This is a genomic window from Alicyclobacillus fastidiosus (genome assembly GCF_026651875.1).
Classification (GTDB): Bacteria; Bacillota; Bacilli; order Alicyclobacillales; family Alicyclobacillaceae; genus Alicyclobacillus; species Alicyclobacillus fastidiosus.
Map to the genome: position 1 here is coordinate 5040965 of NZ_CP104067.1, position 26731 is coordinate 5067695.

Here is a 26731-nt window from a genome sequence, read left to right on the forward strand (position 1 = left end):
CCTTCGGTCCGGGCTTTCAACCCCATCACGACACGGGGCTTGACGGTGTCGTTCATATCAACGGGGGCTTTAGATACACGAGCCAGCCGTATGCAACCTGCATAATAAAATATAATGCTGTACAACTGAACGACGCGTTTTTCTGTCTTCTACTCCGAAATGGAACCCGTTACAGAAAAACGGAGTCTTTTTAAAACATGCGTCGAACGGCTGAAATGTGATTTCCCCAATAACTTCCAGGAGAGAGACTCAGATACCCCACTTTCCCAAGTCCACCACCGCAGTTAATAAACTGGTTGTTGCCAACGTAAATTCCAACATGCGCCCCTTGTTCAAAAATAATCAAGTCCCCAGGACTTATTTGTGAAACGGGAACAGGGTCGCCAACACTCGAATACTGACCACGGCTTGCGGTGGTGAAGTGATAGCCGAGCGCGTGATGATAAACATATTCAGTAAAGTTGCTGCAGTCGAAACCGTACTGACCGCGATCTTCGTTATGCCCCCAAATGTAGGGTGTGCCCAACTTGCTTCGTGCAACAGACAGTACGGCATTCACTTTAGCCTGATGACTTGCTGTCAGTCCTGCTACAGGACGTATACTTGAATCGATCGTCACGCCTCTTGGCGGCAAATGAATGCTCGCCATTGCGGCTACCGCATCATCGCCCGTTTGCGACAGAGCGGTCTGATGATCGATTTCAGGTGTGGTGAGTTCGGTTGGCACGTTGAACGTATTGGATTGATGCGTGTTTGCGTTTACGACCTGAACGTGTTTGATGGTCGCTTTCGGATACAGCGTGGTCGCAAAATTGACAACACTCTCAAGACTGGATAGGTCGATAATGTCTTCGCCATGTTCAGAACCTTTGACAGGACTTACGCTTACGACAACTTGTTGTTGATTCTTCTGATATTCGGAACGAACGACTTTCACCAAATCGTGCGACTGCACGTTCTGTGCAATCGGAACTTGTGCGGAAATTTTGTTTTGGCTCTGTCCTGTTGGAATTTGACACCCTGAGAGCGTCCAGAGCATGGCAGCACTAAGTCCCCAATATACTGTTTTTTTGAGTTTGGCAAACAGCATTGCAGAGCCACCTTTTTAGAAATTTCTAAACTTAACGGGAGTTTTTCCTTTGTGCGTTTGAAATATCCACATAAACAAACGTGAATCGACTTCCCGTTTGCCTGCTTGCTGTGTGCGCGACTAGTGCCCCTTCAGGTAACATAGTTTGACAAACAGGAAGGGATATCCACCCGATAGCGAATGGTCACCGTGGGTGGTGATGATCGTGTGCATATTTGTTCGTGAACTAACAGCGCAAGAGGGCAACAAATTAGTACGCATTGCCCGTAAAAGCTCGGATTCTGTAGAAGTTCGACGTGCACTCGTTATACTGGCGTCCGCGCAAAAGATGAAAGTTCCAGAAATCTCTGATCTGTATCATCTCTCAAAAGAGCATATCAGGCACATCATCCGTGCGTTCGATGAGGATGGTTTTCAATCACTCAAGCCACGCTACGGCGGCGGGAGACCACGTACCTTCACCGAGGAGCAACGTGCAGATATCACGGAACTGGCCCAGATTCCACCTAAAGCACTGGGGTTGCCGTTTACTCAGTGGTCATTATCTAAGCTCAAGGAAACCGCTGAACAAAAGGGTATCTTGAAGTCCATTAGTATTGAAACCATCCGTGTCATCCTGGATGAAGCGGACATTACATATCAGCATACGAAGACCTGGAAAGAATCAAATGATCCAGAGTTTGAGTCTAAAAAAACGAATAGAATCGCTGTACCATAATCCCCCTACAGACGGACGATAATCTGTCTGGATGAGTTCGGTCCTTTATCAATTCAGCCTTTCCCAGGCAAGGGTTGGTTCAAAAAAGAGCACCCTGACCGACTGCCTGCAACCTATCACAGAAGTCATGGTGTTCGACATCTATTGACAGCCTTGGATCTAAAAGCGGATAAGTTATATGGGCACATCTCTGACCATAAGAAGCACCAGGATTTCCTGCGTTTTCTGAAGGTGTTGCGACGTCGGTACCATCGCTCAGAACGGTTGTACATGGTTCTTGACAATTTCTCACCGCACAAACATCGAGCTGTAACTATGTGGGCCGATGACCACAACGTGGAGTTGGTCTTCACGGCAACAAACGCTTCATGGATGAACCGAATTGAATGTCACTTTGGGCCCCTTCGCAAATTTGTACTGGATGGCAGCGATTATGAAAACCACAAGAAGTTAGCTCAAGCAATTCAAGAACATATTCGCTGGCGAAACAGATACAAGCGGGACAGACGCATTCTGGAAGAACAAAAGAAGATCAAGGTTGCCTGAAGGGGCACTAGTACTAAGCAACGTGGTGGTTTTAAAAGGAGTTGAGTTAAGTCAATTGATCATTGACAAAGGGGATTATGATGCAAGAAAGAGCGATCTCCTTTTTGCACGAAAGGGGGCGAATGTCGAAGAAGGACTTGGACTCGTCAATACATAAATATACAGTATTCGTTCGGAACTGTTATTGCGTTAGCGGGCAGTTTAACTGAATAAGGGTATCTTGTGCGTCAAACCATCATACAAAAACCAAGGGAATCTATTGATTCCCTTGGTTTTTTATTATTCGTGTTTATGTCTAACAAGAGTGACTTCTTGATTAGAGCCATTTGCAGCATCAAATGCCTCAATTTTAAAACCATGACTTATGAGGCAAGCAATGGCTGCTGCTGCTCGATTCGTGGTTGGTCCTGCAACTAAAATGGATAAACAAGAACTGGGGATGTCTCCCGCAGTGTCAACGGCATTGATGTGGAAATCTGTACTATCGTAATTTAAAATCACAACACCAGTATTGTTGTCACAATGCTTAGACATCTGTACCCTCCTTTCAAGTTTGAAAGTGGAACTGGAAGGTTTGTTTGTCACTTTACTTGATATAAAATAATCCGATTCATGCAGGTTTGTTCGGGCTTTTAAATCACTTTTGCAATTTTGGGAAAGATGTCCGACAAGCATCTGTCCAGGGAATGCATGAACATACAATCTGAATAAACCTGAACTTATGGGACTCTTGGGCAGTTTAACTGAAGAACGGAGCATAGCCATATAGTCAGCGTGTCTTAGGATCGAAAGGGCATGATCTTGTAACTAATCGTTGTTTCTACACGTCTTGTGATACAGAGGTGAGTGAATGAAACGATTACTTTTGACCGTACTGGTTTTGCCTATATTGATGCTTTCGGGTTGTAGCGATGCCCAAACACGTACAAGTCTGCCTGTTATATATATCGCCACACCCAAAATGGGAGAAGTAAAATTTGCGGAAGTAAGCGAGATGACACCAAACCCCAAAGCTAACATCCAATTGAATCTGAAGGACCCACATGATAAAGCTGTTCTTCAAAAAGTGTTGCATTGGCTTCAAACGGCTCCGTATTCCAAACTCGAAGATCAACATCAACCAATGCCATCGGAAGGACCTACTACTCTAATTCTGAAATTGAACAATGGACAGGAAGCTTGGATACAACCAGCAACAAACTGTATTACAAACGGAAACTCTACAACTTGCAAATCCGCTAAAGGGTATATCGACTTTCAATATACTGACAGTACAAGGAGGACGCGGCTTAAATCTGAGGCATTAGACGAATGGCTACTAGGTGCGTGGAAACATGACATCGTACCAAAGGGTTAAATGCATAGACGAGTTAGCCGAGAGAAGCGGTCACAAGCGATCGGAGTTCATAAATACTTTGTTGAGAGAGACGGTTTTCAAGGTCAGTATAGTGGCGCTATTGCGCTAATGGGCAGTTTAACAGTACAGATTTTAAAGCGTTGTGCAAAAAGGCGGATGCAGAAGGGGATTATGGACACAGTTATTAGGAAAGTAAAATTTCTCGATTCTCCCGAAGTGAACGTAACTGCTTCTGAATATAGGAAGCAGTCTTCTCTGTTCCCTGTTTCAGAATCCGTTGCTCCAAGTCTACCTTTATACCCCATATTTCCCATGAAAGATGTAAATACGGTGCGGCTTGAAGCTCTACCTCTTTCAACTGCCGTATGCTACGATATCCGTCTTGGAACATTCTCCATTTGTCCGCATACTCGTTGTCGTTTTTTGCCCAACCCTGCAGATCTGAAGCTCGCCAGCCGGGTCCACCAGAATCAAAATCATAAAGGATGATCTGACCATCGTCCGTTACATGCAGATTGTCCAAGGTAGCATCCCCGTGAATGGGTCCCCAGTCAAGCCCGTATCTGTCTAGCTCATTCATTTTAACGGTAATTTGTTTAGCAAGTTCACATAAAAATAATCGGTCTTCATTTTCATCAAATAATGACAAAACAAGACTTACAGGGGTATCTACGAGGTATTTCAGATTTAGCGGACTTCTTTGGAAGTCAGACTCGAAATCGCTTGACATTGTATGCATACGAGCGATTGCCACGCCAAACTCACGATAGAGTTCAAGTGAAAACGGTGGCGTTGGTTTTTTGCCTTCAGCATACTCAAATAGCACTACATTGCACTTGCCATTTAACATCTCTAGCGGATGGACGTAGCGCCCATCGTTTCCCATTATCGGATTTGATACTCGTAAGCCTTTCCGAACGAGATGATTGAGCAGTGCAACTTCGTACTCGATTTCTTGCTCCTTTCGCCATGTTTCCTTGTATGCTTTAAGGACGTATTGCTTGCTTGGTGTTGAAATGAGAAATACGTCATTCGTGTAGGAGCGGAGCAACTCACCATAGGCCGGTAGATCAATTGGATAAATTGACGCAAGGTATCTGATTATTTTGATGATGTCCATAAGTTAATAATAAACGAAAGATAAAGCTTTGCAATAATCAGCGGTATGACCGGAACGTGACAACACGACGGAACAGCGGGGTTTGCGATACGACTTGTGATTGCATACGCAAGTGTTCGAAGTCAATATAATTCCTAGTTCAACCCTTTTACATGAGGTGCTGATATTCTCTGATAGGGCATTTATGGGCTCAGAGAATTTACAAAATGAACGATAATCTTCTGGGACTAGTCATAATGAACGACACCGGCTCCGTTTCGCACATCGTGGATTACACTGAGACTTAGGAACAGTGCAGAGCCACATACGAAAGCCTTACTATGAAGACTATCACAAAATTTGTAGGTTTGGATGTATCTAAGGAAAATATCGCAGTTGCGGTAGCAGACGAAGGTCGTGGTGAACCGAGATATATCGGAATGTTCCCTCATACGGTGGAAGCTGTAAGGAGCCTGGTACATAGATTGAGACACAATCGGCGCCCTGAAACTAAGCTTAGTGCTTGGGGGGCTATGTATCGTCGGTGGCTGGACGGTCTCAAATGGACGGATCGTCGAGAGCAAGTGGTGTACCAGGAGTATTTGCATCATTTAGACGAGATTGAGGGACGTCTCAAACCTCTTGAGGCAGCTATACATTTGGAGGCAACGGAAAGCGAGAGAACTCCAGTGATTCAGGCTTTGCAAACACTGAAGGGTGTTGCAGAGGTCATCGCAACATCATTGGTCGCTGAGGTTGGGGAGTTTCGTCGTTTCCGGAATCCAAAGCAATTGATGGCGTATGCTGGATTGGTACCATCCGAGTACTCAAGTGGTGTGTCTCGAAAGCAGGGTAGAATCACGAAGTCTGGGAATGCCCATCTCAGACGAGTACTCGGTGAGGCTGCATGGTGTTACCGATACAAACCGGCCATTAAAGGAAAGATTCGTAAGCGGCAAGAAGGGCAGAGTCCATTAGCGATGGTGGATACATTTAGTGGACATATCGAACTTGCGAAACATGATCTTCACCCCAGATGGATGCTCATGTATATTCCTGTTTATTTGTTTGGTATTTGGGATAGTTATCAACCCGCTGTCGACATCAATAACGTGTACTTGCTCGCGGAGCGCGAAGATGCCCCCTACAATTCCATAGCCTCTCGGTATTGGATTGTCGCTGAACCCTCAACGGTTCTGTGCCTGGAGGATCTTCGTTTGCCCCCATGTTCGTCAGTTCCACTTGACAATTCAAAATTGGAAATTCAGCGCCACCATGAAAAGAAAATACGCTGTGCGCCAAATAATACTTGACTTTTTAGAATCACCCCAACAATCGCCGAGAAGGGCTTAACCGCTCTATCTCATCGGAATTGGGGTTGCTTTATGTTACCCATGGTGCGGTCTCATCAGCAGTATCAGTCGTTCGTTGAGCAACAACTTCGTATTCACTACGGGAATGGGTCGCTTCTCTTTGTCGCAAAGGACTGGTCGCTTGTTAAGAAGTTCTGGATTACCGACCTCTCTTGCACGTTTCGCTTACTCGAAGGAGCTTTTTCGTGTCGTGGTCCAAGGTCCATTGACCCTGCCGACTTACTTCGTTCCTATCTACTCATGTTGCAAGTCGGAGAACCATCGATTACAGAGTGGGTCAATCAGTTGCATCGTTGCCCACTGTATGCCATCCTGAGTGGCTTTGAGTACGGGAAAACGCCTGGTGTCGGTACCTTCTACCATTTCTTTAAGCGGCTGTGGTCTCATACCTCCGCGAATCTTTCGCCCAAGCTCAGACTCAATCGAAAGAAAGTCAAAGGTGGCAAAAAGGGAGAAAAGGCACCAACCAAAGCGTATAGCAAAATCGCAAATCTCATGGCTCAGCTACAAAAGCGCTCAGCCACCAAGCCACAGCCATTTGACAGATTGCTTGTGCTCTTTCAACAGCAGTTCCTTACCGTATCTGCCACTCTAGGCTTACTGGGCGACACGAACGCACTGTCAATCGCAGGTGATGGAATGCCGCTTCAAACAGCTACCCAAGTTCGTAGCCGACGACTTTGCAACTGTCGTGAACTCGGTATCAAGCCATGCAGATCTCGGGTTCGACAGTTACAACCCGTTTATAAGCATTTGTGGATAACCGGAATCCCGTAACGGCGCGGAATTCCGGTTATTTTATGTAGGCATTTTTACGAAAAGTTGTAGACATGCGAATTTCTGTGGATAACTAGTATTGTTATCCACAGTAGTTGACTTCGTAGAACATATGATTTTAAAATGTAGACATGTACATACGGCGGATATCACGAAAAAATAAAAACGGTTCTGTCACGTCCTACGTGCAGCTTGCCCATAATGAACGCAATCCCAAGACCGGCAATCCCCAAGCGAAAGTCCTCTACCACTTCGGGCGTGAAGATGAAGTGGACATGGATGGATTGAAGAGGCTTGCCGCGAGCATCTCACGATTCCTTGGTGATGAACCCGTTGCGTCGGAGCCCAAGGATAGCGTGCAGTTGAGTCTGCTCGATAGCAAAACGTTTGGCACCGCTTATATCGTCGACTCGTTGTGGCATGAACTTGGCGTGGGTCAAGCCATATCCAAGCGTCTGGCACAGCGCAAATATGAAGCCCCGATAGAGCGGGCCATCTTTGCGATGGTCGCCAATCGAGCCTTGGACCCCTCGAGCAAGCTTGGCATGGAGGACTGTGTGAAGCGAGACATCGCACTCCCCGGTGTTGAGAACTTTGAGGTCCACCAGGGGTACCGTGCAATGGATTTCCTGATTGAATCGGACGTAGACATCCAGAGAGAAGTGTTCGAGACTGTCGCCGACTTGTTGAACCTGGAAGTCGACTTACTGTTCTTTGACACCACTTCAAGCTACTTTGAAATGGATGACGAGCCGGAAGAAGACAGTCTGAAGCAACCCGGCTACTCCAAGGACCACCGGCCGGACTTACCGCAGGTCGTAATTGGTTTTGCAGTGACCCGAGACGGCATCCCTGTGCGGTGTTGGGTATGGCCAGGAACACGTCAGACATGACCGTCATTCCAGAAGTGAAGAAGGACCTCATTGGCTGGCGTCTCGGACGCGTCGTTACGGTCGTCGACCGTGGGTTCAGCTCGGGGGACAATTTACGTGAACTCCAGAAAGCCGGAGGGCATTACATTGCTGGAGAGAAGATGACCTCTGGGAAGCAGACAGTCGAAGATGCCATGTCTCGTCCTGGGCGATTTAAAACGATACGGGATAACCTTGAAATAAAGGAAATCGTCGTAGGAGACGGTGAGGCACGGGTCCGATATGTGCTCGTTCGCAACCCAGATGAAGCTCGCCGAGATGCGTTTCGGCGCGAGGCACACCTCAAGGCCCTGGAAGCAGAGCTCGCACGACTCAAGGAGTTGGATAACGACGCACACACCAAGGCGCACTGTCGATTGCAAAGTCACCCGACCTTCAAGCGTTACTTGAAGTCGGACAAGCGTGGCAATCTCACAGTTGACCACCAGGCGGTTAAGGCGATGGAACGACTGGACGGAAAGTATCTGATCCGAACCTCAGACGACACACTGTCCGCGGAAGATGTGGCCCTTGGATACAAGCAGCTCTGGCAGGTTGAGGCGGCATTCCGTTCTCTGAAACAGACCATGGAATTGCGCCCGATGTACCACAGGAAGAATGAGCGGATTCGGGCACATGTACTACTGTGCTGGCTCTCGTTACTTTTGGTTCGGGTGGCAGAGAACCGAACTAGCCACACATGGCGAGAGATCCGTTCTGTCATGAACGAGATGCACCTTGTAACCTACAAAGCTGGTAGCGGCAGAGTCCGGCAGCGAACAGAAGTAACCCCGGAGCAGGCACAAATCCTGAAAGCGCTGGGTTACGAACATCCACCGTTGTTCTCGGACATATCCACAGATACGCTGTAGGCACCACACGAAGTTATCCACAGTCCCGAAACCCTAGAAGCACCAACGGGTTTCGGGATTTCGTGTATCTACGACTGTCGAAGCCGAGCAGATGCTATCGTATCTATTCCCAACCCGACTGTGATATGGGCTGGGACAGTTATCGAAACAGGTACTTCTTCGGTTATCACCTTTACACGTTTGTTGCTGCGGATAGTCCTTACGACCTGCCACTTTACCCCAGACTTCAACGAGCTTCGCGCCATGATGCGACCTCTTGGGTAGTCAGTGCGCGTGAGTTCGTCGAACGCTTTCGTGAATATACCTGGGACAAAGCCATTTTAGATGCCGCGCACGACGCACTGCCAATCTACCAGTACCTTCTATCACGGAAAGTAAAGCCATTTATCGATTTAAACCTGCGCAGTACGGGGAGCAAGGGGGTTCGCAAGGATGACATCACGTTTTCCCCTACTGGGGTTCCGTTTTGTAAAAAGGGGCTAGAGATGAAAGATCGTGGCTACGACTACACACGCGGTCGCCGAAAGTACTATTGTCCACTCGTCGTCAAAGGTGTGGTGACTTGTGATACGCCCTGTTCTGATTCACCTTACGGAAGATGCGTACACACATATACCAAACACAATCCTCGCTTGTTCCCACCAGTCGCCCGCAACAGCAACGAGTGGAACGATGTCTACAAACGCAGAACCACCTGCGAGCGTAGCAACAAGCGAGCAAAGGAAGATTTTCTCCTCGAAGCTGCCAAGCATCGCAGCACCATGATGTGGACCGTCCGCATCTATGGCATTGCCATGTGCCAACACATGGACGCTTGGTACCAAGAGAGTAATCTAGACCTATCGTCGATACTCTTGTCAGCCTGAAAATACCCCAATCATACCATCTCCAGCGATGACTTTTTGAAAATCGGATCGTCATCGCTCTGTTTGTTATACCCTTTTTCAAGGAACACGGTGGTTTAAACCATTGCTCGCAGATTTTCCAGTGGATTCTTGGAAGGCATTCCGATATATCTTACTGTTCTGCGCTCCAATGCCGAGAGGCTATTTCCTATAGTATTGGTGCGGTTGAAATCAATTATTTGGACAAGAGAAACCCCATCATGTCAGTCATTTGGTCACTATTTATGCCTGGACTCGGGCAGTTACACATCCATCGCATTTTGACCGCATTTTTTGCCCTGATCTGGACGATTGTCTTCTTATATGCCTCACATCTCCTTGAAGCAATCCAACTTCTATTCTTTGGGGAAATCTCAAAGGCGACGCAAGTGCTGGATAAACAATGGTTGTTGTATATGCCTTCCATGTGGGGCTTTGCCGTTTATGATTCCTACGTGAACACGGTCGAAAACAACAAATTGTACGAAGCCGAACAAAAGGAGTTTCTAATAAGGAATTACCAGAGCCCTGGATTTAGGATTAAAAGAGGGAAAGTGGTGGATCAATGATACAGATTTTTTCCACCCTTGAACACTCCGTAAAATTGGAATTAGCGATCAGCGCACTTGAACAAGAGGGAATATCAAAAGAAAGCATTTTTGCGGTTCCATTAACCAATCGTAAAGTGGAACGGAAACTATTCGATACCATGCACAATTCCGATGGAGTCTCTCTCGTCAGTACAGGATCAGCGCTTGGGACTGCGTTTTCAGTGATTGGAGCCAGTGTCGGCTTTTCATTAAACTTGGGACCGATTTATTGGGGGCTCATCGGCGTTGCGAGCGGATTCTTACTTGGATTTCTGATTGATCTGTTTATACTTAAGGTCACTAGCGTTGCATAAAGGAATTTATGGTTTGTCAAGTGCTTCGAGTTGTCAGAATGTATAGATGAAATGTTTGGAAGTTTCATGATTTAGACAACACCAACATGAAAAAATCTCCTTAGAATGAGAAGTACAGGTAGTCCTGTCCAACTCTCTCTAAGGAGACCCACCATGGACAAGGATACCACGAAATCGGCGTTCCGGGAGTATGTTACCCCGCTGAATGTCAGTACCATATTGCAGGAATTAAACCGTCTCAAGATGGAGCGGTACGTTAAGAAGCTCGGTGTCATCTCATTCATCCGGCTCGTCGTCTTCGCCCAGGTCAATCAAATCCCGTCACTGAAGGACATCAGTTTGGAGTTGGAAGCCAATGAATCCCTCCAGAAAGAACTGGCGCTAGACTCTATTAGTGCTTCCCAGTTGTCCAGGAAGTTGCGAGAAACGCCGTCATACTTTCTGGATTTCGTGTTCCGTGAATGTGTCGAGCAAATCACTCGCCAGGTCGGTGCAAAACGAGCGAACGAGAAAATGCGACGGATTAATCTGGTGGACTCATCGACCATTTCAATGTGTGTTTCACAGTATCCTTGGGCAGAGTTTCGCAGTACTAAAGCTGGTGTGAAACTGCACCTGCGTCTGGTATTTCTAGACGATCAAGTTGCGCCAGATAAGGCGATCCTCACGCCCGCCAAACCTGCGGACAAGACACAGATGGATGCGTTAGTGGTCGTAGAACCGAATGCGTTGAACGTCTTTGACCGTGGCTATGTGGATTACCGTAAGTTCGATACGTACTGTGCAAACGGAACGAAGTTTGTCACTCGGCTCAAAGATAATGCGGTCATTCACGAAGTCATTGAAGAGCGACAGGTACCGTCCGATTCACCGGTTACGAGAGAAGCATTGGTACGCTTGGGGAGTTATCCAAATTACGTGATGGAGCACACCCTGCGGTTGCTTGAAACCACGGACAATGAAGGCAAGCGCGTCGTGATACTGACGAATGACATGACGATGGATGCAGAGCAAATCTGTGACGTGTACCGAAAGCGTTGGCAAATAGAGTTGTTCTTTAAATGGGTCAAGCAGCACCTGGTACTCAAGCGCCTATACGGTCATAGTGAAAATGGCGTGTATAACCAACTGCTCATTGCACTGATTACGTACTGCCTGTTGATTCTCTTGCAAGCGAAGGTGTCCCACAGCGGCAAGCTACTTGAGGTTTACAAATGTCTACGTCTCTATTGGGACCGAGCCTTTTCTGAGTTTGTGAAGGCGTTGTACAAGAAACCAGGTCGAACATCCAAGGGACGACGACGATGCAAGGTGGAAGACATCTTTGAGCAAACGGTGCAGCAGTACATAGAGCGTGAAACGGAGCATCTTGAGACCGTTATCTACGACCTAATCTAACATTCCTGATTATGGATATTCGGACTACCTGACATAGGGGTATTGACCTTTTAGACCATAAGCCACGGAAACAAAAAATCCGAGTATTCAGTCCGTAACTTTGAACGGCAATTCACCCTCTCTTGACAGGCTCAGAGAAGTTTTATGCAACGTTAGTGACTTAAGGTGATTAAAAAGCGCCAACGGCTACTACGTGGTAAGAATCCTCAAGTTATTTTAGTTGTGGAATGCACCGAAAAACAGGCGGATGCTGTAGAAGACATTCTGTGGCATTTCTTGGCTTTAGGAGTCGCCAGAGTGGAATGTAAATAATGGAATTGAGTATAAAATTGCCAAATCAAAACCCTTATTCAATTAACCTGCCCGAGAGCGACATTTCGACGTCAACAACAAGAACGAATATTCATACAAAAACAGTGGCATGCAGCCTGTTCAGTTCTCGCCCCCTATAGTTCAAGACAAACACGAGAATTGTTTCATGCTCCAACGTCAACATGACGACAAATGCCTTTATAAACGACCCACTCGCTTACTTTGAGCGACGGATTAGGTAGTCTTCGCACCTCTTATTTGGATTAACTGGTCAACTATCGCCTTTACACAAATTCCGATAAGGATGTAAATCGGAAACGAATAGATGGACTTCCAATTATTCAGTTCGTACAATCTCAACCAAATGAGAAGTGGCTCTGTTAAGAAAGAGAAGACGGCTGACATAATTACCATAGCACAGACAAATGTTTTCCACCTTGGGCAGTACTGATAAATGAGGGAGTAAATCGTTGGGAAAGCAAAGTAATTTACCGATACTAAAGGTGGAACCAGTGGCAATATCATATTTGGATAACCCCATAACATGTTCTGGGCTCCAAGTTCATCAAGAAGGGATGCAATCGCGGCAATTATTAATCCAAAACCCATCACCTCAAATATACGTTTTTTGTCTACAAGCTTCCACCAGATTCCAGCTGTTATGATGCATGCTACAACGAGAATCCACCAACCGAACGAGAACAAGTTGTGATGAACCCAATATTCGTAGTTGGTCTTCGCAAGTACTGTGCGTGCCTTCACCACATCATCCCATGTCGGCACGTTTTTCATGATTCATCACTCATTCTTAGGTACTTCTCCTCTACGCATTGTTGAATCATCTATGTCACGGCTTGCAAATAAGTTTGCACACTGTACTGTTCCCAACGACAATTGATTTTTTTGATTCAATTTCCCACGGTCGTAAATATCATACAATCACTTACAAATTTGCAGTCGTAATTTTCCACTGAATTTTATCTGTCACCTTTCGTGAGAAAATCGCTATTGCACACTTCTGCCCGAGAGTGCAATAAGACCAAAATATTCGAAATGAATATTCATGCAGTATTGGCCATGCGTTGTTTCTTCAGTTATTTCCCCCGTTCTGCTTCGAAGAGATACTCTCTCGTTGGAATGAGAATACAGTTCCATTGCTCGTGCCGCAAATCTTGGGACCCTAGCCGTCCGCTATATTTATTTAGATACTCTGAACACGAAATATATCAGCTGCCGCCGCTTTAAGTAATTCAGCCATTTCTTTCTGGAAAACTTGTGGATTACGCGCCGCAATGCCACGATCAAAAACGTATCGACGGAAGGATATGTAAGGATTCTTGGAAGCTTCTCTTAGTACAGCAAATACACTCTTACTGCGTCTAGTCAGGAGTCCAGACAAAACTTCAACGTCTTCGATGGACATCCGGTGGAGGTAGACTGTTTGGTGGATGCCATGTAACTCGCTCCATGATCTGCGAGTCTCATCTTCAAAGGGGGGTATGTGCGGAAACTCCCCCAATGTTGCGGACACCAAGTGAAGTTCCGTAACACCGTCCAAATTAATTTCTGCGCACTCATGATTGAGTATCTGTCTCATCCGACCGTACAGTTGCTGCATCGGCTCAATTGTCATCAGACGTTGATCTGACTGAATGGAAGCCAAGTCTCCTTTGACGACGGACGCTTCATACCGTAAGCGTTTTGCCTTAACCTCAATAGCGATTACCTTATTCCCAGCACGAACAATGACGTCCGGTGAATCATGTCTTGATTTCTTAGGACCAAATTTTATCTCTGGATAGATGACGTAGGTCGATGAACTTTGCTTACAAGCTCCTGAAACCGTATCAAAGACATAGAGCTCTAATGGCTTACCGAAAAAATTCTGAAACCGAAGATCATCCTGAGAAAAACATGCCCGTATCTTCCAAAATAGCCCCTCCGTCAGCGCGTATTCAAGAACAGGCAGATTTACTGGGATTACAGAATCGCCAGGAAACAAATAAAGTGGATGATCGTGAAAGAACTTAAAATCCCAAGGCTCCGAAACATTGTTCGTAAAGGCTCCCTTACCCTCTTCAAACGTAAAGCAAAGCGGTTGGATTACATCGGCGACGATGTGCGCGATGGCTGTCTTTTCAAATGCAGTGGAAATGCTTTGATACCAATCTTCGCGGATTTTCCCGCCTACATCCCCGGTTTTTTGCTTCCACATGGCATAGAGTCCAAATAGGGCTGTGATGTAATCCAGAAGACTTACACCGTATTTATCTTGAAAAACAGTTTGGAAGTCAAAGAAGTCCTGCTTGTAGCGCTCCGCTTGCCGAGCGATGACACAATACAGCACAAGCGTCCGCATGAGTGATTGTTCGAAGTTTGGGCGTTCGCCAAATACAAAGGCCTGAAACAGGTCTACAGGTCCGCCACGAGACTGCTCTGACAACACGTCACCAAATCGCATACACAATGGGAATACCATTTTGTACTGTTCGTAAACTTCCTGACTAGATGGTGGGGTTGGAGACTCGCAATGAACCAAAATGTATTTCCACATTGCAAATAGCCCTTGAGGGAAGTATATTGGTCGATTATGCACCAACTGGTGAACGTGTTGACGTACGCATGCAACTGTATCGGCATCTTCGGAACGTTCAATTACTACCTGACCCAAAAGGGCATCCATGTGCTTAATAAAGTCACTTCTGAAAACATCGGAGTTTTCTTGATTCGATGATCCAAGTTGTGACAGAATCAAAAACATAGCTGCAGGTTGGACGCGTCGCCTCAGTATCTCGACAATCTTGTCAAGCGATGTCGTTTGTTGGAATAACTCCTTGCCAGTCAAATACGGACTTATGAAAGCCAACCTAACACTCCCTCTAACATTACCAACTATCGATGTAAGACTCAGGTAAGTGCCTCACACAACACGCATATCCAGGCGTACTGTTGAACTATGCTGCCCGATTGTGACAGAACATGGGTATCATAACCGATACATATTCATGCGACGAGGCGTGCGAGCCTTTGTCGCAGATTCGCCCCCAATGATATGAACGACACCGTCAAGCCCCGTGTCGTGATGGGGTTGAAAGCCCGGACCGAAGGCAAGGTTCGTCGACGGTTGGCACACTGATATCCGTGGGTTGGTTACCACATTTCGTACCTCCGTCATGGGGCTGCCTCGGACTAGCTTCGTGCGTCAGGTTCTGGACCTTGCACAATCGGGGGACGAGGTTTCCCCGTACCGGATTCCTGTGCCTTCAGTCCCGACCTTCAACCCTAATTACAATTATTCTTTACTACAGTTCTTTTCCAAAACTTATACTGCAGTCGATGTCTCCATCTGTCGCTCTGCCTCACATGCGATGGCCCATATAAATCCCAACAATTCTCTTGCTACTGAAGTGACGGCTACATTGTGATGCTTACCTCTAGATACCATCTTCATATACTTTCGATGGAGCCTGTCCTGTGCTCGCCAAGCAATGTCCTGGATCTTGGGACTCTGACCTTCTTGCCGCTTACGAATCTTTCCTTTAATGGCGGGTTTATATCGGTAACACCAGGCAGCCTCACCAAGAACCCGTCTGAGATGTGCATTCCCAGACTTCGTGATTCTACCTTGCTTTCGAGATACACCACTCGAATACTCGGATGGTACCAGTCCGGCATATGCCATTAACTGCTTTGGATTCCGGAAACGACGAAACTCCCCAACCTCAGCGACCAAAGAGGTTGCGATGACCTCTGCAACACCCTTCAGTGTTTGCAAAGCCTGAATCACTGGAGCTCTCTCGCTTTCCGTTGCCTCCAAGTGTATAGCTGCCTCAAGACGTTTGAGACGTCCCTCAATCTCGTCTAAGTGATGCAAATACTCCTGGTACACCACTTGTTCTCGGCGATCCGCCCATTTGAGACCGTCCAACCACCGACGATGCATAGCTCCCCAAGCACTAAGTTTAGTTTCAGGACGCCGATTGTGTCTCAGTAGGAACTTGGATAGCCGATGCCTTGCCCGTGTACGGTCTTCCACCGCATCTTCCCGTGCCCGCACTAAATCCCGTAATGACTCGTTTTCCTCATTCGGGACAAAGACTGCAACCAATTCACCAGCACGGAACAACTGTGCCAATCTCAACGCATCTCGCTTGTCTGTCTTCACTCGGTCTCCTTGGCGAACTGGAATGAGGGATGGTGCGACAACGGTACACGGCATGTCCATTGCGCGCAGTAGTCGATACAGTCCATAGCCTGTCGGACCTGCTTCGTAACAAAACTCCAGTTCGACGCCATCTGAAGCCAATCTATGTACCAGGCTCCTTACAGCTTCCACCGTATGAGGGAACATTCCGATATATCTCGGTTCACCACGGCCCTCGTCTGCTACCGCAACTGCGATGCCTTCCTTAGACACATCCAAACCTACAAACTTTGTGATAGTCTTCATAGTATCGGCTCCCTTCGTATGTGGCTCTGCACTGGTCTCCTAACTTCAGTGTAAACCACGATGTGCGAAACGGAGCCGGTGTCGTTCATTATGACTAGCGCAATAAGGGTCCCGAGAAAACTGTTACGTTTCCACACTTTTCAACATTCTTTCACAACCATAAATAACAGCCACAGTTAAGATTATAATTAACTTCTGGAAATCATAGTATAATGGCTACCATAGGGACGGTGACAGCATGACCAGAAAGCTAATTGGTAATATCACAACATCTCTATGTGTCATTTCACTGGTAACAGGATGTGCGGTTAATTCATCAAAAGTTGCTGACACAAAACCAACAAACGGCCATGTGAACGGTACAGTTATTTCAATCACGCCAATTAAAGTTCCCGATACGAGTCCTAATGTAAAAACCTTTAAGATGATGTATTGGAGTGACAATACACGGACAGTAGCGTACATGTCGGTTCCGATCAAATCAGGCAGTTACCCACTATTGGTCAACTGCCACGGTGGTTTTAGTTTTGCTATGCAAGAAACACATGTACCAAGCCCTGCAAATCAAGACACTTTGGAAGGCGCTTCAAGCACATTTATTCAAGTAGTTCCAGAGTACAGAGGTTACGATGATAGTGACGGCACTGTGCCAGGTCTTGACGGGGAAACGCTTGATACGAACAATGCAATAAAGGCTGTTGAAAGTCACTATCACGTGAAGCCAGACCATATTGACCTTTTGGGCACATCGATGGGTGGTGCCGTTGTATTAAAACTTGCCTCAGAGAGAACCGATATTCATTCTGTCCTAGCAGTTAGTCCATTTGTCGGCTGGGATAGTATGGGAGAATGGGCAAAGAACAACTTGAAGAATCCCGCAGCATCTAAATGGTACAACGATATGACTACAGTATACGGTCCTTTTAAGCCATCTTCACCAAAATATCAGGCCGTATCAATTGACTATACAAAAATTCACGCACCAACTCTTCTACTACAAGGTACAGCAGACCCTACAGTTCCTTGGCAATCAGTTCAGTTCTTTTACAATGAGCTAAAGCATACAAATAAAAATACCCACCTAATCTTGGTTCCTGGTGCTGGTCATGGAGTTCATGACAAGGCAGGACAAAATGATATTAATCAGTGGTACGTAGAAACTGGAATGTAAGTACATAAAATTCTACAATTCGATTTAAGTATAAAACGGCAGTCCTTTTAGGAGTGTCGTTTTCGAGTTAAGTGAAACTTATTGCACATTCCTACCCGCTAACGCAGTAACAGTTCCGAACCAACACTGCATTTTTAACTGGCGATTTCGAATCCTTCTCAGACATTCGTCTTCGTTAGCGACACAGCCCAATACACTAAATCAAATTAACCGCTGACCTATTCCGAGTGAGATTGCAGTATTGTAGATGTTCCAAGAGGCAACCAGATCTTGAAAAGGCAATCCGACTGAACCAAAAACAGTAATCTCTTCGCTGGTAAGTCGTCCATTTGATTTACCGTTTAAGACATCAGTTAAAGTGGGCACAGATTGAAACCCAACATCCACATTAAAGGTGTTGAGTGCTCCCATCGTAAACGCCATCTGTTGATTGTCACAAACAAACGTACTGTTCAGAATTACCTCTTCAGCTACTTCAACTTTTCCAGCCGTATCGGGGCCTAAAGTCGTAATATGTGTTCCTGGTTTAATCATGCGTGACAATAAAAATGGTTCTTTCGCCCATGTTGCACACACGACGATGTCAGCGGCTTTGACTGCTTCTTCTACGGACGAGACAACATTGCATGTGATGCCCTCTTTCCTTCTGCGCTTGGCATATTCAGTTGCTACTGATTCCCTTAAGTCGTATACATGGACTACATTGATCTGCCGTACATGCTTTAAATACCTAAATTGTATCTCGCCTTGAAATCCAGCCCCAATTATCGCAACTGTCGAAGCGTTCTCCTTTGCTAAGGCATCCGCAGCAACGGCTCCTGCAGCTGCAGTTCTGTGACCCGTAACCAACGGAGAATCAAGGATGGCGAGTAATTCGCCTGTCATTGAATTAAAAAGCTGTATTACGCCTTGGATTGCTGGAAGACCATTGGACGGGTTGTTCGGATATTTTGCATGTACTTTAACTGTATAAGCAGGAATTCCTGGCACTGTTCCTGGCACCAAAATCATTGCTTGGGCATCTTTTGGAGCATCATGTATCGATGTTAAGTCTGCTTTAATACGTTTGGGTTCTGTACGATCAGCATCAAGTGATTGAAAACCACACTTTATTGAGCCAATTAGACTCTTCTCGTTTACGCATTTCGAAATGTCCTTTTCGTTGAGCCATAGCATTACTATCACTTCTCCCCGACACCACAACCCCTGTTATCAAATTGTACCAAATTATTTAATATGCTTGCTATTGCACACTTCTGCCCGATGAGTTCAATTAAGTCTCACCTGCATATGCCTTTGCCCAATGATATGGTTGAATTTCCTTTAGCGTCTTGTAATCCAATTCACCATTTTCGGTGTACACCGCCGCCTTCACATCTTCCCCCAGTAGATCAACCTCTCTTGGCAAATGCCGCATGGAGTTAAAATCTTGAAGTTGGAATTCTCATCGTCACGAACCACACAAATGGAGTGAGTCACTGGATCATTGAATTTATGGGCCTCCAGGATTGCTCCAGTCTCAATACATACATTGGTCGCATCAACGAGCACTTCGGGTGCGACACTGGTTAAAATACGTCCACTCTTTGTATACATAGCTGCAGCACCGCCCCAACCGATAGGGTATCTTTGTTGAATTAATTCAACCGCTGAATCGTACAATTTTTGTTCTATATTCATGACCATTCCTCCTGATTTCATCTTGAGTTTTCCTGCCCGAGAGTCCCATTAGGACCGGTTTTGCTGATTGTATGTTCATGCATTACCTTAACGAATCGCTTCTGGGACATTTGCCCCCGTTAAGCAACGAGGGGCTTGTCGAGATGTATATAATCATACACTGCCCTCCTTTGCGGGTGGGCCATGGTTGCGCAAATGCTGTATGGCAGTGCGTGCATGCTCTTGAACGAAGAGGAGTCGCGCCAGCTTGAGGATGAAGTCACATCACCTGGTGGTGCCACAGCAGCTGGTCTATCTGTGTTGGATAAAGCTGATTTCGGTACGGTTCTTAAACAAGCCATCGATGCTACCAATCAACGTGCCGATGAATTAATGCTAAACTATGGACAGAATTGACAGGGAGTGAGAAAGTTTGAGCAACGAAGGATTTATCAATGTCGAAGGTGGCCGCATCTGGTATCAGATTGTTGGCGACAACCGCGATGCAATTCCACTGATCACCCTCCATGGTGGCCCGGGTAGTTCACATCTGGGTATGGAACCACTTGCAGAGGCACTTGGTTCGAAACGCCCTGTGATTATGTATGATCAATTGGGTTGCGGCCAATCGGATCGTCCTGATGATGCCTCGCTTTGGACGATTGAACGGTTCGTTCGTGAACTAGCCGCGCTCCGCGACGCATTAGGACTTAAGAAAGTCCACATTCTCGGCCACTCCTGGGGAACGATGCTGCTCGCAGACTATCTTTTGACGCAACCAGAAGGTGTCGCCAGTGCGATCTTCTCCAGTCCTTGCCTCAGTGTAACCCGTTGGATTGAAGATGCGGATCGGTATCGAAAGGAACTGCCAGAAGATGTTCAGGTTGTTCTGAGTGAGTGTGAGGCAAACGGAACGACAGATTCGGAAGCTTATCAAAATGCGGAAAAAGTCTATATGCAGAAGTACCTCTGCCGCGTCGAGCGATCAGAAGAAGAAAAGGCACGCCGCAAAGCTGCATTTGGTGAAGCTGTCTACAACTACATGTGGGGCCCCTCCGAGTTCCATGCAACCGGAACGTTGCGCGACTATGACCAGACTGACAGGCTGCATGAGATCACTGTTCCATCTCTGTTTACCTGTGGCTTTTACGACGAAGCGTCACCCGCTTCAACTGAGTATTATCACAGCCTCATAGCAGGCTCTGAGTTTCACGTCTATCCAAACAGCTCCCACTCACCAATCGTGGAGGAACCAGAAGCGTACTTCCGGACGGTGGAAGCTTTTTTGCGCAAGCACGAGTAGGTTGCTCGGCGGGGCGGTGTAACAAAAGGACACTTCAGATGAGAAGTGTCCTTTGTGGTCCCATAACCTCTTTTATGTAACGAATGAAACACCAGTTCGACAATCGAATCAACCTAAAATCCTTAGTCTCCTCAGCTTACAAGTAGCGGGCTTATTGCGCATACCTGCCCGCTAGCGATACAAGACATCGGTGCGAGGTTGTGTATATCCATGCACAAATGAATGCACAAGCTTGTGGGATTAACGCACCCGTATGCGCAAGTAGAGTTTGAAATAGATTCCCCGAAAAATAGCATGTCTCGCATTATAAGTACTCCAACTCTCCAACAGACAAGCGGACACCGTTTTGGTGTCCGCCGTACAAACCATATGTGGGTCATGTCCAATTCGGCAACAGCGTTTCACCCCGGTCCGTAGCAGGCGCTGGAGTAACAGAGAGTGCCGAGATTTCATCACGCCATTCAGGAGTCATGTCCACATCGATGGCAGCCAGCGAATTCTCAAGCTGCTCCACATTTCTTGAACCGATAATTGGTGCCGTGATTGCCGGATGGGACATCACCCAAGCGACAGCAAGGGTCGCCGGATTCATGCCGTGTTTTTCCGCATATTCAGTAAACCGATCAGCCACAACAAAATTCATATCGTCACCGTACCGAGCGGTGTATCTCGCGTCGTCAACCAACCGTCCATGCACGGGGCGCTTATTCACACCATACTTTCCTGTAAGGAGCCCGCCTCCTAAAGGACTATATGGAACCACGCCGATTTGTTCGGAGACCGCAAGAGGTAAAATTTCGACCTCAGCTTGACGTTTCACCAAGTTGTACATCGGTTGTATCAGTTCGAAACGAGCCAGTTCTTCTTTGGCAGAAATCCCGTGTGCCTTGGCAATTTGCCACGCCGCCCAATTACTCACTGCCGGATAGAGAATCTTCCCTTGTGCTTGCAAATCATCCAGTGCTCGAAGCGTTTCTTCCATCGACGTGTTTTCGTCAAACATATGCACAAAGTAAAAATCAATACGATCCGTCTTTAGGCGTCGCAAACTCTTCTCGACTTCAAGCATGATATGGCGGCGGGAGAGTCCTTTCGCATTCACGTCTGTTCCAGTTGGGAAAAAGACTTTCGTCGTGAGTACAATTTCATCTCGACAATCGGCAATGCACTCCCCGAGGATTTCTTCCGAGCGACCGGCGCTATACACATTGGCAGTATCAAAGAAGTTGATACCAGCTTCACGGCATCGCTTAAACATGTCTTTTGATATTTCTTCATCGGCGTTACCGCCAAAGGACATCGTGCCAAAACATAAAGATGATACCTGAACCCCTGTTTTACCTACTGTGCTGTATTTCACCATAAACCCTCCTGCTCTTCGTTTTCCGGAATTACTTCATTGACACAACTTAACGCGTTTAGTGTTCTCGGGAAACCCATATAAACCCATATACGGAAGACAGTGCGTGATAGCGGTGATCATGGTTTCCGTGCTATTCCCTACATTGAGGTTGCCTTGGACATGTGCCTTTACTTGGTTTTCGCAACCGCCGAGGCTGCTTACGATGCAGAGTGTCAAAAGCTCCCGCATTTTCAAATCAAGACCGCTACGGGTGTAGAAATCGCCAAAGCAGAAAGTCGAAAAATAGTCTTGGATGTGCTTTTGATTGGCTGGAGCGTGCTCCCGATTTTTCGCGATGACACCCCCGAAAATCTCGACCTGCACCGAAAGCCCCTTGTCAAACCGATTATCTCAACCCGCTTTTGGCTTTCAACTGGCAACGTAATATTCCTGGCTTTGAAAACCTCATTTACCTCTGGAATGGCATTAAGCGTTTTTGGGAATCCAATGTATGGCGCGCACTGGTAAACTGCCTCTCTGATTTCGACCGACGTCAGCCCAACATTCAATGCGGCGTGAACATGTGCCTTAAGTTGGGGTAATGTCTGATTAGTGACAAGCACTACCAGAGTGATAAGCTCTCGCTCTTTGTCCCCCAGGTTACCTTGGTGGAAAACTTCACCAAAAATGAAGTGGATCAGGATATCCTGAAAATCAGGATCGGTGACATATTCGGCAGGTACGCCATCGCCGAACAGCTGTTTGTACTTTTCCTTGCTCTTTTTAACTCGATTCAAAAATACCCCCTGTTTGACTGCGACTAAATGAGACCGTTGACGAAAATCCACTCTCCCCTTCCTGTTGCAAATTTTCCAATGGGCCGAATCTCATAGTGAAACAGAATCAACTCGTTTCGGAAGGAAGAGAACCGGAGTTCAGAGGGCGAAGCCCTTTACCTTTCAACAAACGTTTCACAAAGAAAGTGAACAGCGCCAAGGAAAACGCGACCGACACGGCACTGACGAGAAACAATACCTTGTAGCTCGTGTACTGGGAAACCCAGCCCAGCATGATTGCACCTAACCCAATGCCCAGATCGGTAGCAGTCGATAAAGACGCATTGGCAACCCCTATACGGTCCGGACGGGCAAGATGTATCGTTACGGCTTGTAGAGACGGCTGTGCGGAACCGAAACCAATACCATACAGGACCGCCGAAGCGAGCAAACTGAACAATCCGGTCGAGAAGCTCAATACGATCAATGCCAACATCGTGATCGCGAGTGCCGGTACAATGACAAGCGTCTCGCCGTACCGGTCCGACAGTTTCCCCGCGATAGGACGGCTCAGTGCAAGCGTTGCGGCATAGACAAGAAAGAACGCGCCAGAATTCACCTTGATCGAGTTAGTGAACAACGGAACAAAAGTGGTAATACTGCCATAAGCGATAAACAGAAAAAAGTTCGAAGCTGCGACCCACAGGACTGATTTTTCAAACAACTCAATTTTCCTAGTATCCGATTGCGGCTGGAAAGGCATTTTTGCGCCAAGCATCAAGAGCAGCGCTACGACGGAAAGACCGACGCCGAAAAGAAATAGAGCATGGTATGATTGGTTCTGTATAACCCAGAGTCCGAAAATCGGTCCGATTGCCATAGCCAGAGTCATGGATATGCCAAACCACCCCATGCCTTCTCCGCGACGGCTGGAGGGGACCATATCAGCAACTGCCGTGCTATTGGCGGTGGTGGAAACCGCCCAGCTCATCCCGTGCAATACTCTGAGCCCCATCAAGGCGACGATTCCACCAATCCAGTTATACAGATACATTGTTAGGATGAACAGAATCAGCCCTAAGGCGATAAATGGACGCCTGCCGAACCGCTCCATAAGCCCGCCTACCATCGGGCGAAAAATAACGGAAGACAGCATAAATACACCCATCGATAGACCGACCTGCGCTTCGTTACCGCCAATATGTTTGATAAACAGTGGCAGGGTTGGATACAGCGCATAAAATCCGGTGTATAGGAACAGCGTTCCTAAGGTCGTGAGAATAAACGGCTTCGTCCATAGACGTTCCACACTTCACTACTCCTCGGGTGTCATCAGGAGCAGTGCGTTAACACTGCTCCTTATAACAATTATTTGTGACCAACGATGTGATGCGGTACATAGGTCTCTTCCAAATAGACAATTTCTTCGGCGGATAACTTGATGGAAATAGCACCTACGGCATCTTCCAGATGAGAAATTTTTGTAGCACCGATAATAGGGGCTGTTACTGGTTCTTTCTGCAGCAACCAGGCAAGGGCGATATAAATACGGGGAACGCCACGTTTCTCAGCGATTGTTGCAACGCGCTCTATGACGAATCGATCAGTATCGGCAGTCGCATCGTATTTAGATTTTTGAATTTGATCGGTTTCCGAACGATGGGTTGTTTCCGACCAATCACGTATCAATCTTCCTGATGCAAGCGGGCTATATGGAATTACACCGATTTTTTCTTCCTTACAAAGCGGCAGCATCTCCCGCTCCTCTTCACGGTACATGAGATTGTAATGATTCTGCATCGATACAAACCGGGTCCATCCATGCTTCTCAGCCACATGCAACGCCTTCTGAAACTGCCATGCGTACATGGCGGAAGCACCAATGTATCTTGCCTTCCCCACCTTTACAATATCATGCAACGCTTCCATCGTTTCTTCAATCGGAGTGCCATAATCCCAGCGATGGATTTGATAAAGGTCTACGTAATCTGTTCCCAATCTCTTAAGGCTTTTATCAATTTCACTCATGATTGCCTTTCGTGAAAGCCCGGCACCATTTGGACCTTCATGCATTTGTCCATGTACCTTCGTGGCAATAACGATTTCATCACGACTGGCATAATCTTTTAAAATTCGCCCAATAATTTCCTCGCTTGTTCCCCTCGAATATACATTCGCTGTATCGAAAAAATTGATACCGAGCTCAAGAGCCTTTTTAATAATCGGACGAGCGCGCTCCTCATCCAGTACCCACGGAGCATGCCACTGCCCTGCTACACCAAAGCTCATACAACCGAGACAAATCCGAGATACATCCATGCCGGTATTCCCAAGTTTCACATAGTCCATTGAGTTGTCCTCCCTGTCCTCGACTTTTGTTGATTACTAAACAGATGCTCTATCGAGTGTTGGTTCGCACGGCATGACCTTGACTGTTGCAGAGCGGGAGCGGGTGCTGATCATTGAGCTGAGATATGGGCTACTACTGTACTTCGCCCGGTACGCGTTGTCGATGAGGTCGTTGATTGGACCGTCGACCGGCACGAAAGCGACTTCCCTTGTCATACCAGCGACAGTGATCCGCCCCGCCTTCTGCCGTACCGCCGCTTGGTACCAACGAGAGTCTTGACCGTAGTACGCACGAACGTAAAGATCTTCGCCGACCACGACCGACCAAATCCAAGTCGGGGTGCCATAGGTTACCCCGTCCTCGCGAAACGGAGAGATGTGCAAGTCATCGGATTCGGCGATTTTGCTCAGTTCGTCTTTCGACCATGTGTCCATCATGAACCCTCCTAGAAACGTACGCAGTATGGATTGTGCTGATTGCTGAGCTTCCGATGTTTTCTCCCTCATTAGCGTCCGCAACTAAATCAACGTTGATTGATTAATCAACATCCATTTATAATCCTAAGCAGAAACAGGATGGCTGCAATAGTCAAATTAACGCGATGTGTGGATTATTAAACAAATCATCAAAATTTGTTGATTATCCAAGAAAGTTTGGTGACTTTCACAATGGCAAAAGTGGATAGAAGAATACTTAAATCACAAGAAGCGATAAAAAAATCCGTTCTTGAATTGATGGCTGAAAAAAGCTTTGATGACATTACAATTCAAGATATTGCCGATCGGGCAAATGTTAATCGTGGAACGATTTATCTCCATTACACCGATAAGTTTGACTTGCTTGATAGGATTGTCGAAGAACATATCAGCAAGCTCCGAGAGCTTTGCCAATCTGCATCTGAGATGACCTTTAAAGAAGGAAACTATGTTTGGTTCGAATACTTTGCGAGTAATTATCTATTCTTTTCAACTATGTTAACCACGAAAAGTGCTGCTTATTTTCGTAGTCGGTTCCTCGATCTAGTTGTCCAGGAGTATCGAGTCGAATTCGATGTATCCGAAGGAATAAATCAAGGATTAAATGAAGAAATGCTTCTTCAATTCTTTGGGGCTGCTGTTGTGGGGGCAGTTGAATGGTGGTTCAAGAATGGAATGCCTCTTCCACCTCGTGTCATGGCAGAACAAACGGGGATGCTGTTAGATCGGAACCTGTAATTAGCACTAACTGGGTCTCTGTGGCACGCATGTACAAAGAACGACCTTATTATAATCCCAGAAACGCAGGGCTCTCCCTGCGTTTCTGGGATTTAAAATGAAAAGAACCATCAGCCTTTCTGGCACTCGTGAAAATTATGAGTATACAACACCTTAGGCCTTATGTTGTATTGTGTTAGGTCACCAATGACAACAGCGATCAGATTGGAACCCTCTGTCGCTAAA

Annotated in this window: 26 protein-coding genes and 2 pseudogenes; 14 read left to right on the forward strand and 14 right to left on the reverse strand. The window is 46.6% G+C overall.

The window, feature by feature from the left end; genetic code table 11:
• Positions 1–190: 190 nt before the first annotated feature.
• A complete protein-coding gene (locus NZD89_RS24585) occupies positions 191–1090 on the reverse strand; it encodes a C40 family peptidase (RefSeq protein ID WP_268005302.1) in 900 nt (299 codons plus the stop codon).
• Between the two features lie 205 nt (positions 1091–1295).
• Here NZD89_RS24585 and NZD89_RS24590 point away from each other — a divergent pair, with 205 nt between their 5' ends.
• Both NZD89_RS24590 and NZD89_RS24595 read left to right on the forward strand, forming a co-directional pair.
• Positions 1296–1808 carry a helix-turn-helix domain-containing protein gene (locus tag NZD89_RS24590; protein WP_268005303.1) on the forward strand — a complete coding sequence of 171 codons (513 nt, stop codon included), beginning with the start codon at positions 1296–1298 and terminating at the stop codon, positions 1806–1808.
• A 27-nt stretch (positions 1809–1835) separates the two neighbouring features.
• A complete protein-coding gene (locus NZD89_RS24595) occupies positions 1836–2354 on the forward strand; it encodes a transposase (protein WP_268008608.1) in 519 nt (172 codons plus the stop codon).
• 279 nt (positions 2355–2633) lie between these two features.
• Here NZD89_RS24595 and NZD89_RS24600 read toward each other — a convergent pair whose 3' ends face one another.
• Positions 2634–2888: a hypothetical protein gene (locus NZD89_RS24600; RefSeq protein WP_268005304.1), complete on the reverse strand. Its 255-nt coding sequence runs from the start codon at positions 2886–2888 to the stop codon at positions 2634–2636.
• 316 nt (positions 2889–3204) lie between these two features.
• Here NZD89_RS24600 and NZD89_RS24605 point away from each other — a divergent pair, with 316 nt between their 5' ends.
• Positions 3205–3711, forward strand: coding sequence for a hypothetical protein (locus NZD89_RS24605; protein ID WP_268005305.1), 507 nt, complete (start codon positions 3205–3207; stop codon positions 3709–3711).
• A gap of 184 nt (positions 3712–3895) precedes the next feature.
• Here NZD89_RS24605 and NZD89_RS24610 read toward each other — a convergent pair whose 3' ends face one another.
• On the reverse strand, positions 3896–4831 hold the full coding sequence (locus tag NZD89_RS24610; protein WP_268005306.1) for a phosphotransferase enzyme family protein: 936 nt from the start codon (positions 4829–4831) through the stop codon (positions 3896–3898).
• Positions 4832–5151: 320 nt separating this feature from the next.
• Between NZD89_RS24610 and NZD89_RS24615 the strand changes: the two genes are divergently transcribed.
• From NZD89_RS24615 to NZD89_RS24650, 7 genes and pseudogenes are all read left to right on the forward strand, one after another.
• Positions 5152–6123 carry a transposase gene (locus tag NZD89_RS24615; protein ID WP_268005308.1) on the forward strand — a complete coding sequence of 324 codons (972 nt, stop codon included), beginning with the start codon at positions 5152–5154 and terminating at the stop codon, positions 6121–6123.
• Positions 6124–6195: 72 nt separating this feature from the next.
• Positions 6196–6960 carry a hypothetical protein gene (locus NZD89_RS24620; RefSeq protein WP_268005309.1) on the forward strand — a complete coding sequence of 255 codons (765 nt, stop codon included), beginning with the start codon at positions 6196–6198 and terminating at the stop codon, positions 6958–6960.
• 131 nt (positions 6961–7091) lie between these two features.
• Positions 7092–8743 (forward strand): annotated as a pseudogene (locus NZD89_RS30185) (IS1634 family transposase).
• Positions 8744–8805: 62 nt separating this feature from the next.
• Positions 8806–9609, forward strand: a complete 804-nt coding sequence (locus tag NZD89_RS24635) for a transposase (RefSeq protein ID WP_268005311.1) — start codon at positions 8806–8808, stop codon at positions 9607–9609.
• 239 nt (positions 9610–9848) lie between these two features.
• A complete protein-coding gene (locus NZD89_RS24640; RefSeq protein WP_326492883.1) occupies positions 9849–10196 on the forward strand; it encodes a hypothetical protein in 348 nt (115 codons plus the stop codon).
• The gene (locus NZD89_RS24645; RefSeq protein ID WP_326492892.1) at positions 10193–10531 is read left to right on the forward strand and encodes a hypothetical protein; all 339 of its coding nucleotides are present in this window, start codon (positions 10193–10195) and stop codon (positions 10529–10531) included. The genes NZD89_RS24640 and NZD89_RS24645 overlap by 4 nt, the downstream gene beginning before the upstream one ends.
• Before the next feature lie 153 nt (positions 10532–10684).
• A complete protein-coding gene (locus tag NZD89_RS24650) occupies positions 10685–11929 on the forward strand; it encodes an IS4 family transposase (RefSeq protein ID WP_268003651.1) in 1245 nt (414 codons plus the stop codon).
• A 546-nt stretch (positions 11930–12475) separates the two neighbouring features.
• On the opposite strand, the gene NZD89_RS24655 is transcribed toward NZD89_RS24650, so the two are convergent.
• The 3 genes from NZD89_RS24655 to NZD89_RS24665 all read right to left on the reverse strand — a co-directional run bounded on the left by NZD89_RS24655 (position 12476) and on the right by NZD89_RS24665 (position 16691).
• On the reverse strand, positions 12476–13033 hold the full coding sequence (locus NZD89_RS24655) for a CBO0543 family protein (protein ID WP_268005312.1): 558 nt from the start codon (positions 13031–13033) through the stop codon (positions 12476–12478).
• A gap of 409 nt (positions 13034–13442) precedes the next feature.
• Positions 13443–15086, reverse strand: coding sequence for a hypothetical protein (locus NZD89_RS24660; RefSeq protein WP_268005313.1), 1644 nt, complete (start codon positions 15084–15086; stop codon positions 13443–13445).
• 477 nt (positions 15087–15563) lie between these two features.
• Positions 15564–16691 carry an IS110 family RNA-guided transposase gene (locus NZD89_RS24665; RefSeq protein ID WP_268004619.1) on the reverse strand — a complete coding sequence of 376 codons (1128 nt, stop codon included), beginning with the start codon at positions 16689–16691 and terminating at the stop codon, positions 15564–15566.
• 238 nt (positions 16692–16929) lie between these two features.
• Between NZD89_RS24665 and NZD89_RS24670 the strand changes: the two genes are divergently transcribed.
• Positions 16930–17862: an alpha/beta hydrolase family protein gene (locus NZD89_RS24670; protein ID WP_268005314.1), complete on the forward strand. Its 933-nt coding sequence runs from the start codon at positions 16930–16932 to the stop codon at positions 17860–17862.
• A gap of 201 nt (positions 17863–18063) precedes the next feature.
• On the opposite strand, the gene NZD89_RS24675 is transcribed toward NZD89_RS24670, so the two are convergent.
• Together NZD89_RS24675 and NZD89_RS24680 are read right to left on the reverse strand one after the other, a co-directional pair.
• A complete protein-coding gene (locus tag NZD89_RS24675; RefSeq protein ID WP_268005316.1) occupies positions 18064–19038 on the reverse strand; it encodes an ornithine cyclodeaminase family protein in 975 nt (324 codons plus the stop codon).
• Positions 19039–19135: 97 nt separating this feature from the next.
• Positions 19136–19542 (reverse strand): annotated as a pseudogene (locus NZD89_RS24680) (cytidine deaminase).
• A 183-nt stretch (positions 19543–19725) separates the two neighbouring features.
• On the opposite strand from NZD89_RS24680, the gene NZD89_RS24685 reads away from it, so the two are divergent.
• Positions 19726–19938 (forward strand): pyrroline-5-carboxylate reductase family protein, encoded by a 213-nt coding sequence (locus tag NZD89_RS24685; RefSeq protein ID WP_268005317.1) that lies wholly within the window; start codon positions 19726–19728, stop codon positions 19936–19938.
• A gap of 16 nt (positions 19939–19954) precedes the next feature.
• The gene (locus tag NZD89_RS24690) at positions 19955–20824 is read left to right on the forward strand and encodes a proline iminopeptidase-family hydrolase (protein ID WP_268005318.1); all 870 of its coding nucleotides are present in this window, start codon (positions 19955–19957) and stop codon (positions 20822–20824) included.
• A 376-nt stretch (positions 20825–21200) separates the two neighbouring features.
• On the opposite strand, the gene NZD89_RS24695 is transcribed toward NZD89_RS24690, so the two are convergent.
• From NZD89_RS24695 to NZD89_RS24720, 6 genes are all read right to left on the reverse strand, one after another.
• A complete protein-coding gene (locus tag NZD89_RS24695) occupies positions 21201–22184 on the reverse strand; it encodes an aldo/keto reductase (protein WP_268005319.1) in 984 nt (327 codons plus the stop codon).
• 36 nt (positions 22185–22220) lie between these two features.
• Complete coding sequence (locus tag NZD89_RS24700; protein ID WP_268005320.1) at positions 22221–22421, reverse strand: carboxymuconolactone decarboxylase family protein; 201 nt, start codon at positions 22419–22421, stop codon at positions 22221–22223.
• Positions 22418–22963 (reverse strand): carboxymuconolactone decarboxylase family protein, encoded by a 546-nt coding sequence (locus tag NZD89_RS24705; protein WP_268005321.1) that lies wholly within the window; start codon positions 22961–22963, stop codon positions 22418–22420. The genes NZD89_RS24700 and NZD89_RS24705 overlap by 4 nt, the downstream gene beginning before the upstream one ends.
• 106 nt (positions 22964–23069) lie before the next feature.
• Entirely contained in the window at positions 23070–24251 is a 1182-nt protein-coding gene (locus tag NZD89_RS24710) for an MFS transporter (RefSeq protein WP_268005322.1), read from the reverse strand.
• Positions 24252–24310: 59 nt separating this feature from the next.
• Positions 24311–25291: an aldo/keto reductase gene (locus NZD89_RS24715; RefSeq protein ID WP_268005323.1), complete on the reverse strand. Its 981-nt coding sequence runs from the start codon at positions 25289–25291 to the stop codon at positions 24311–24313.
• 36 nt (positions 25292–25327) lie between these two features.
• On the reverse strand, positions 25328–25726 hold the full coding sequence (locus tag NZD89_RS24720) for a DUF2255 family protein (RefSeq protein ID WP_268005324.1): 399 nt from the start codon (positions 25724–25726) through the stop codon (positions 25328–25330).
• Positions 25727–25960: 234 nt separating this feature from the next.
• On the opposite strand from NZD89_RS24720, the gene NZD89_RS24725 reads away from it, so the two are divergent.
• Positions 25961–26506 carry a TetR/AcrR family transcriptional regulator gene (locus tag NZD89_RS24725; protein ID WP_268005325.1) on the forward strand — a complete coding sequence of 182 codons (546 nt, stop codon included), beginning with the start codon at positions 25961–25963 and terminating at the stop codon, positions 26504–26506.
• Positions 26507–26731 lie beyond the last annotated feature (225 nt).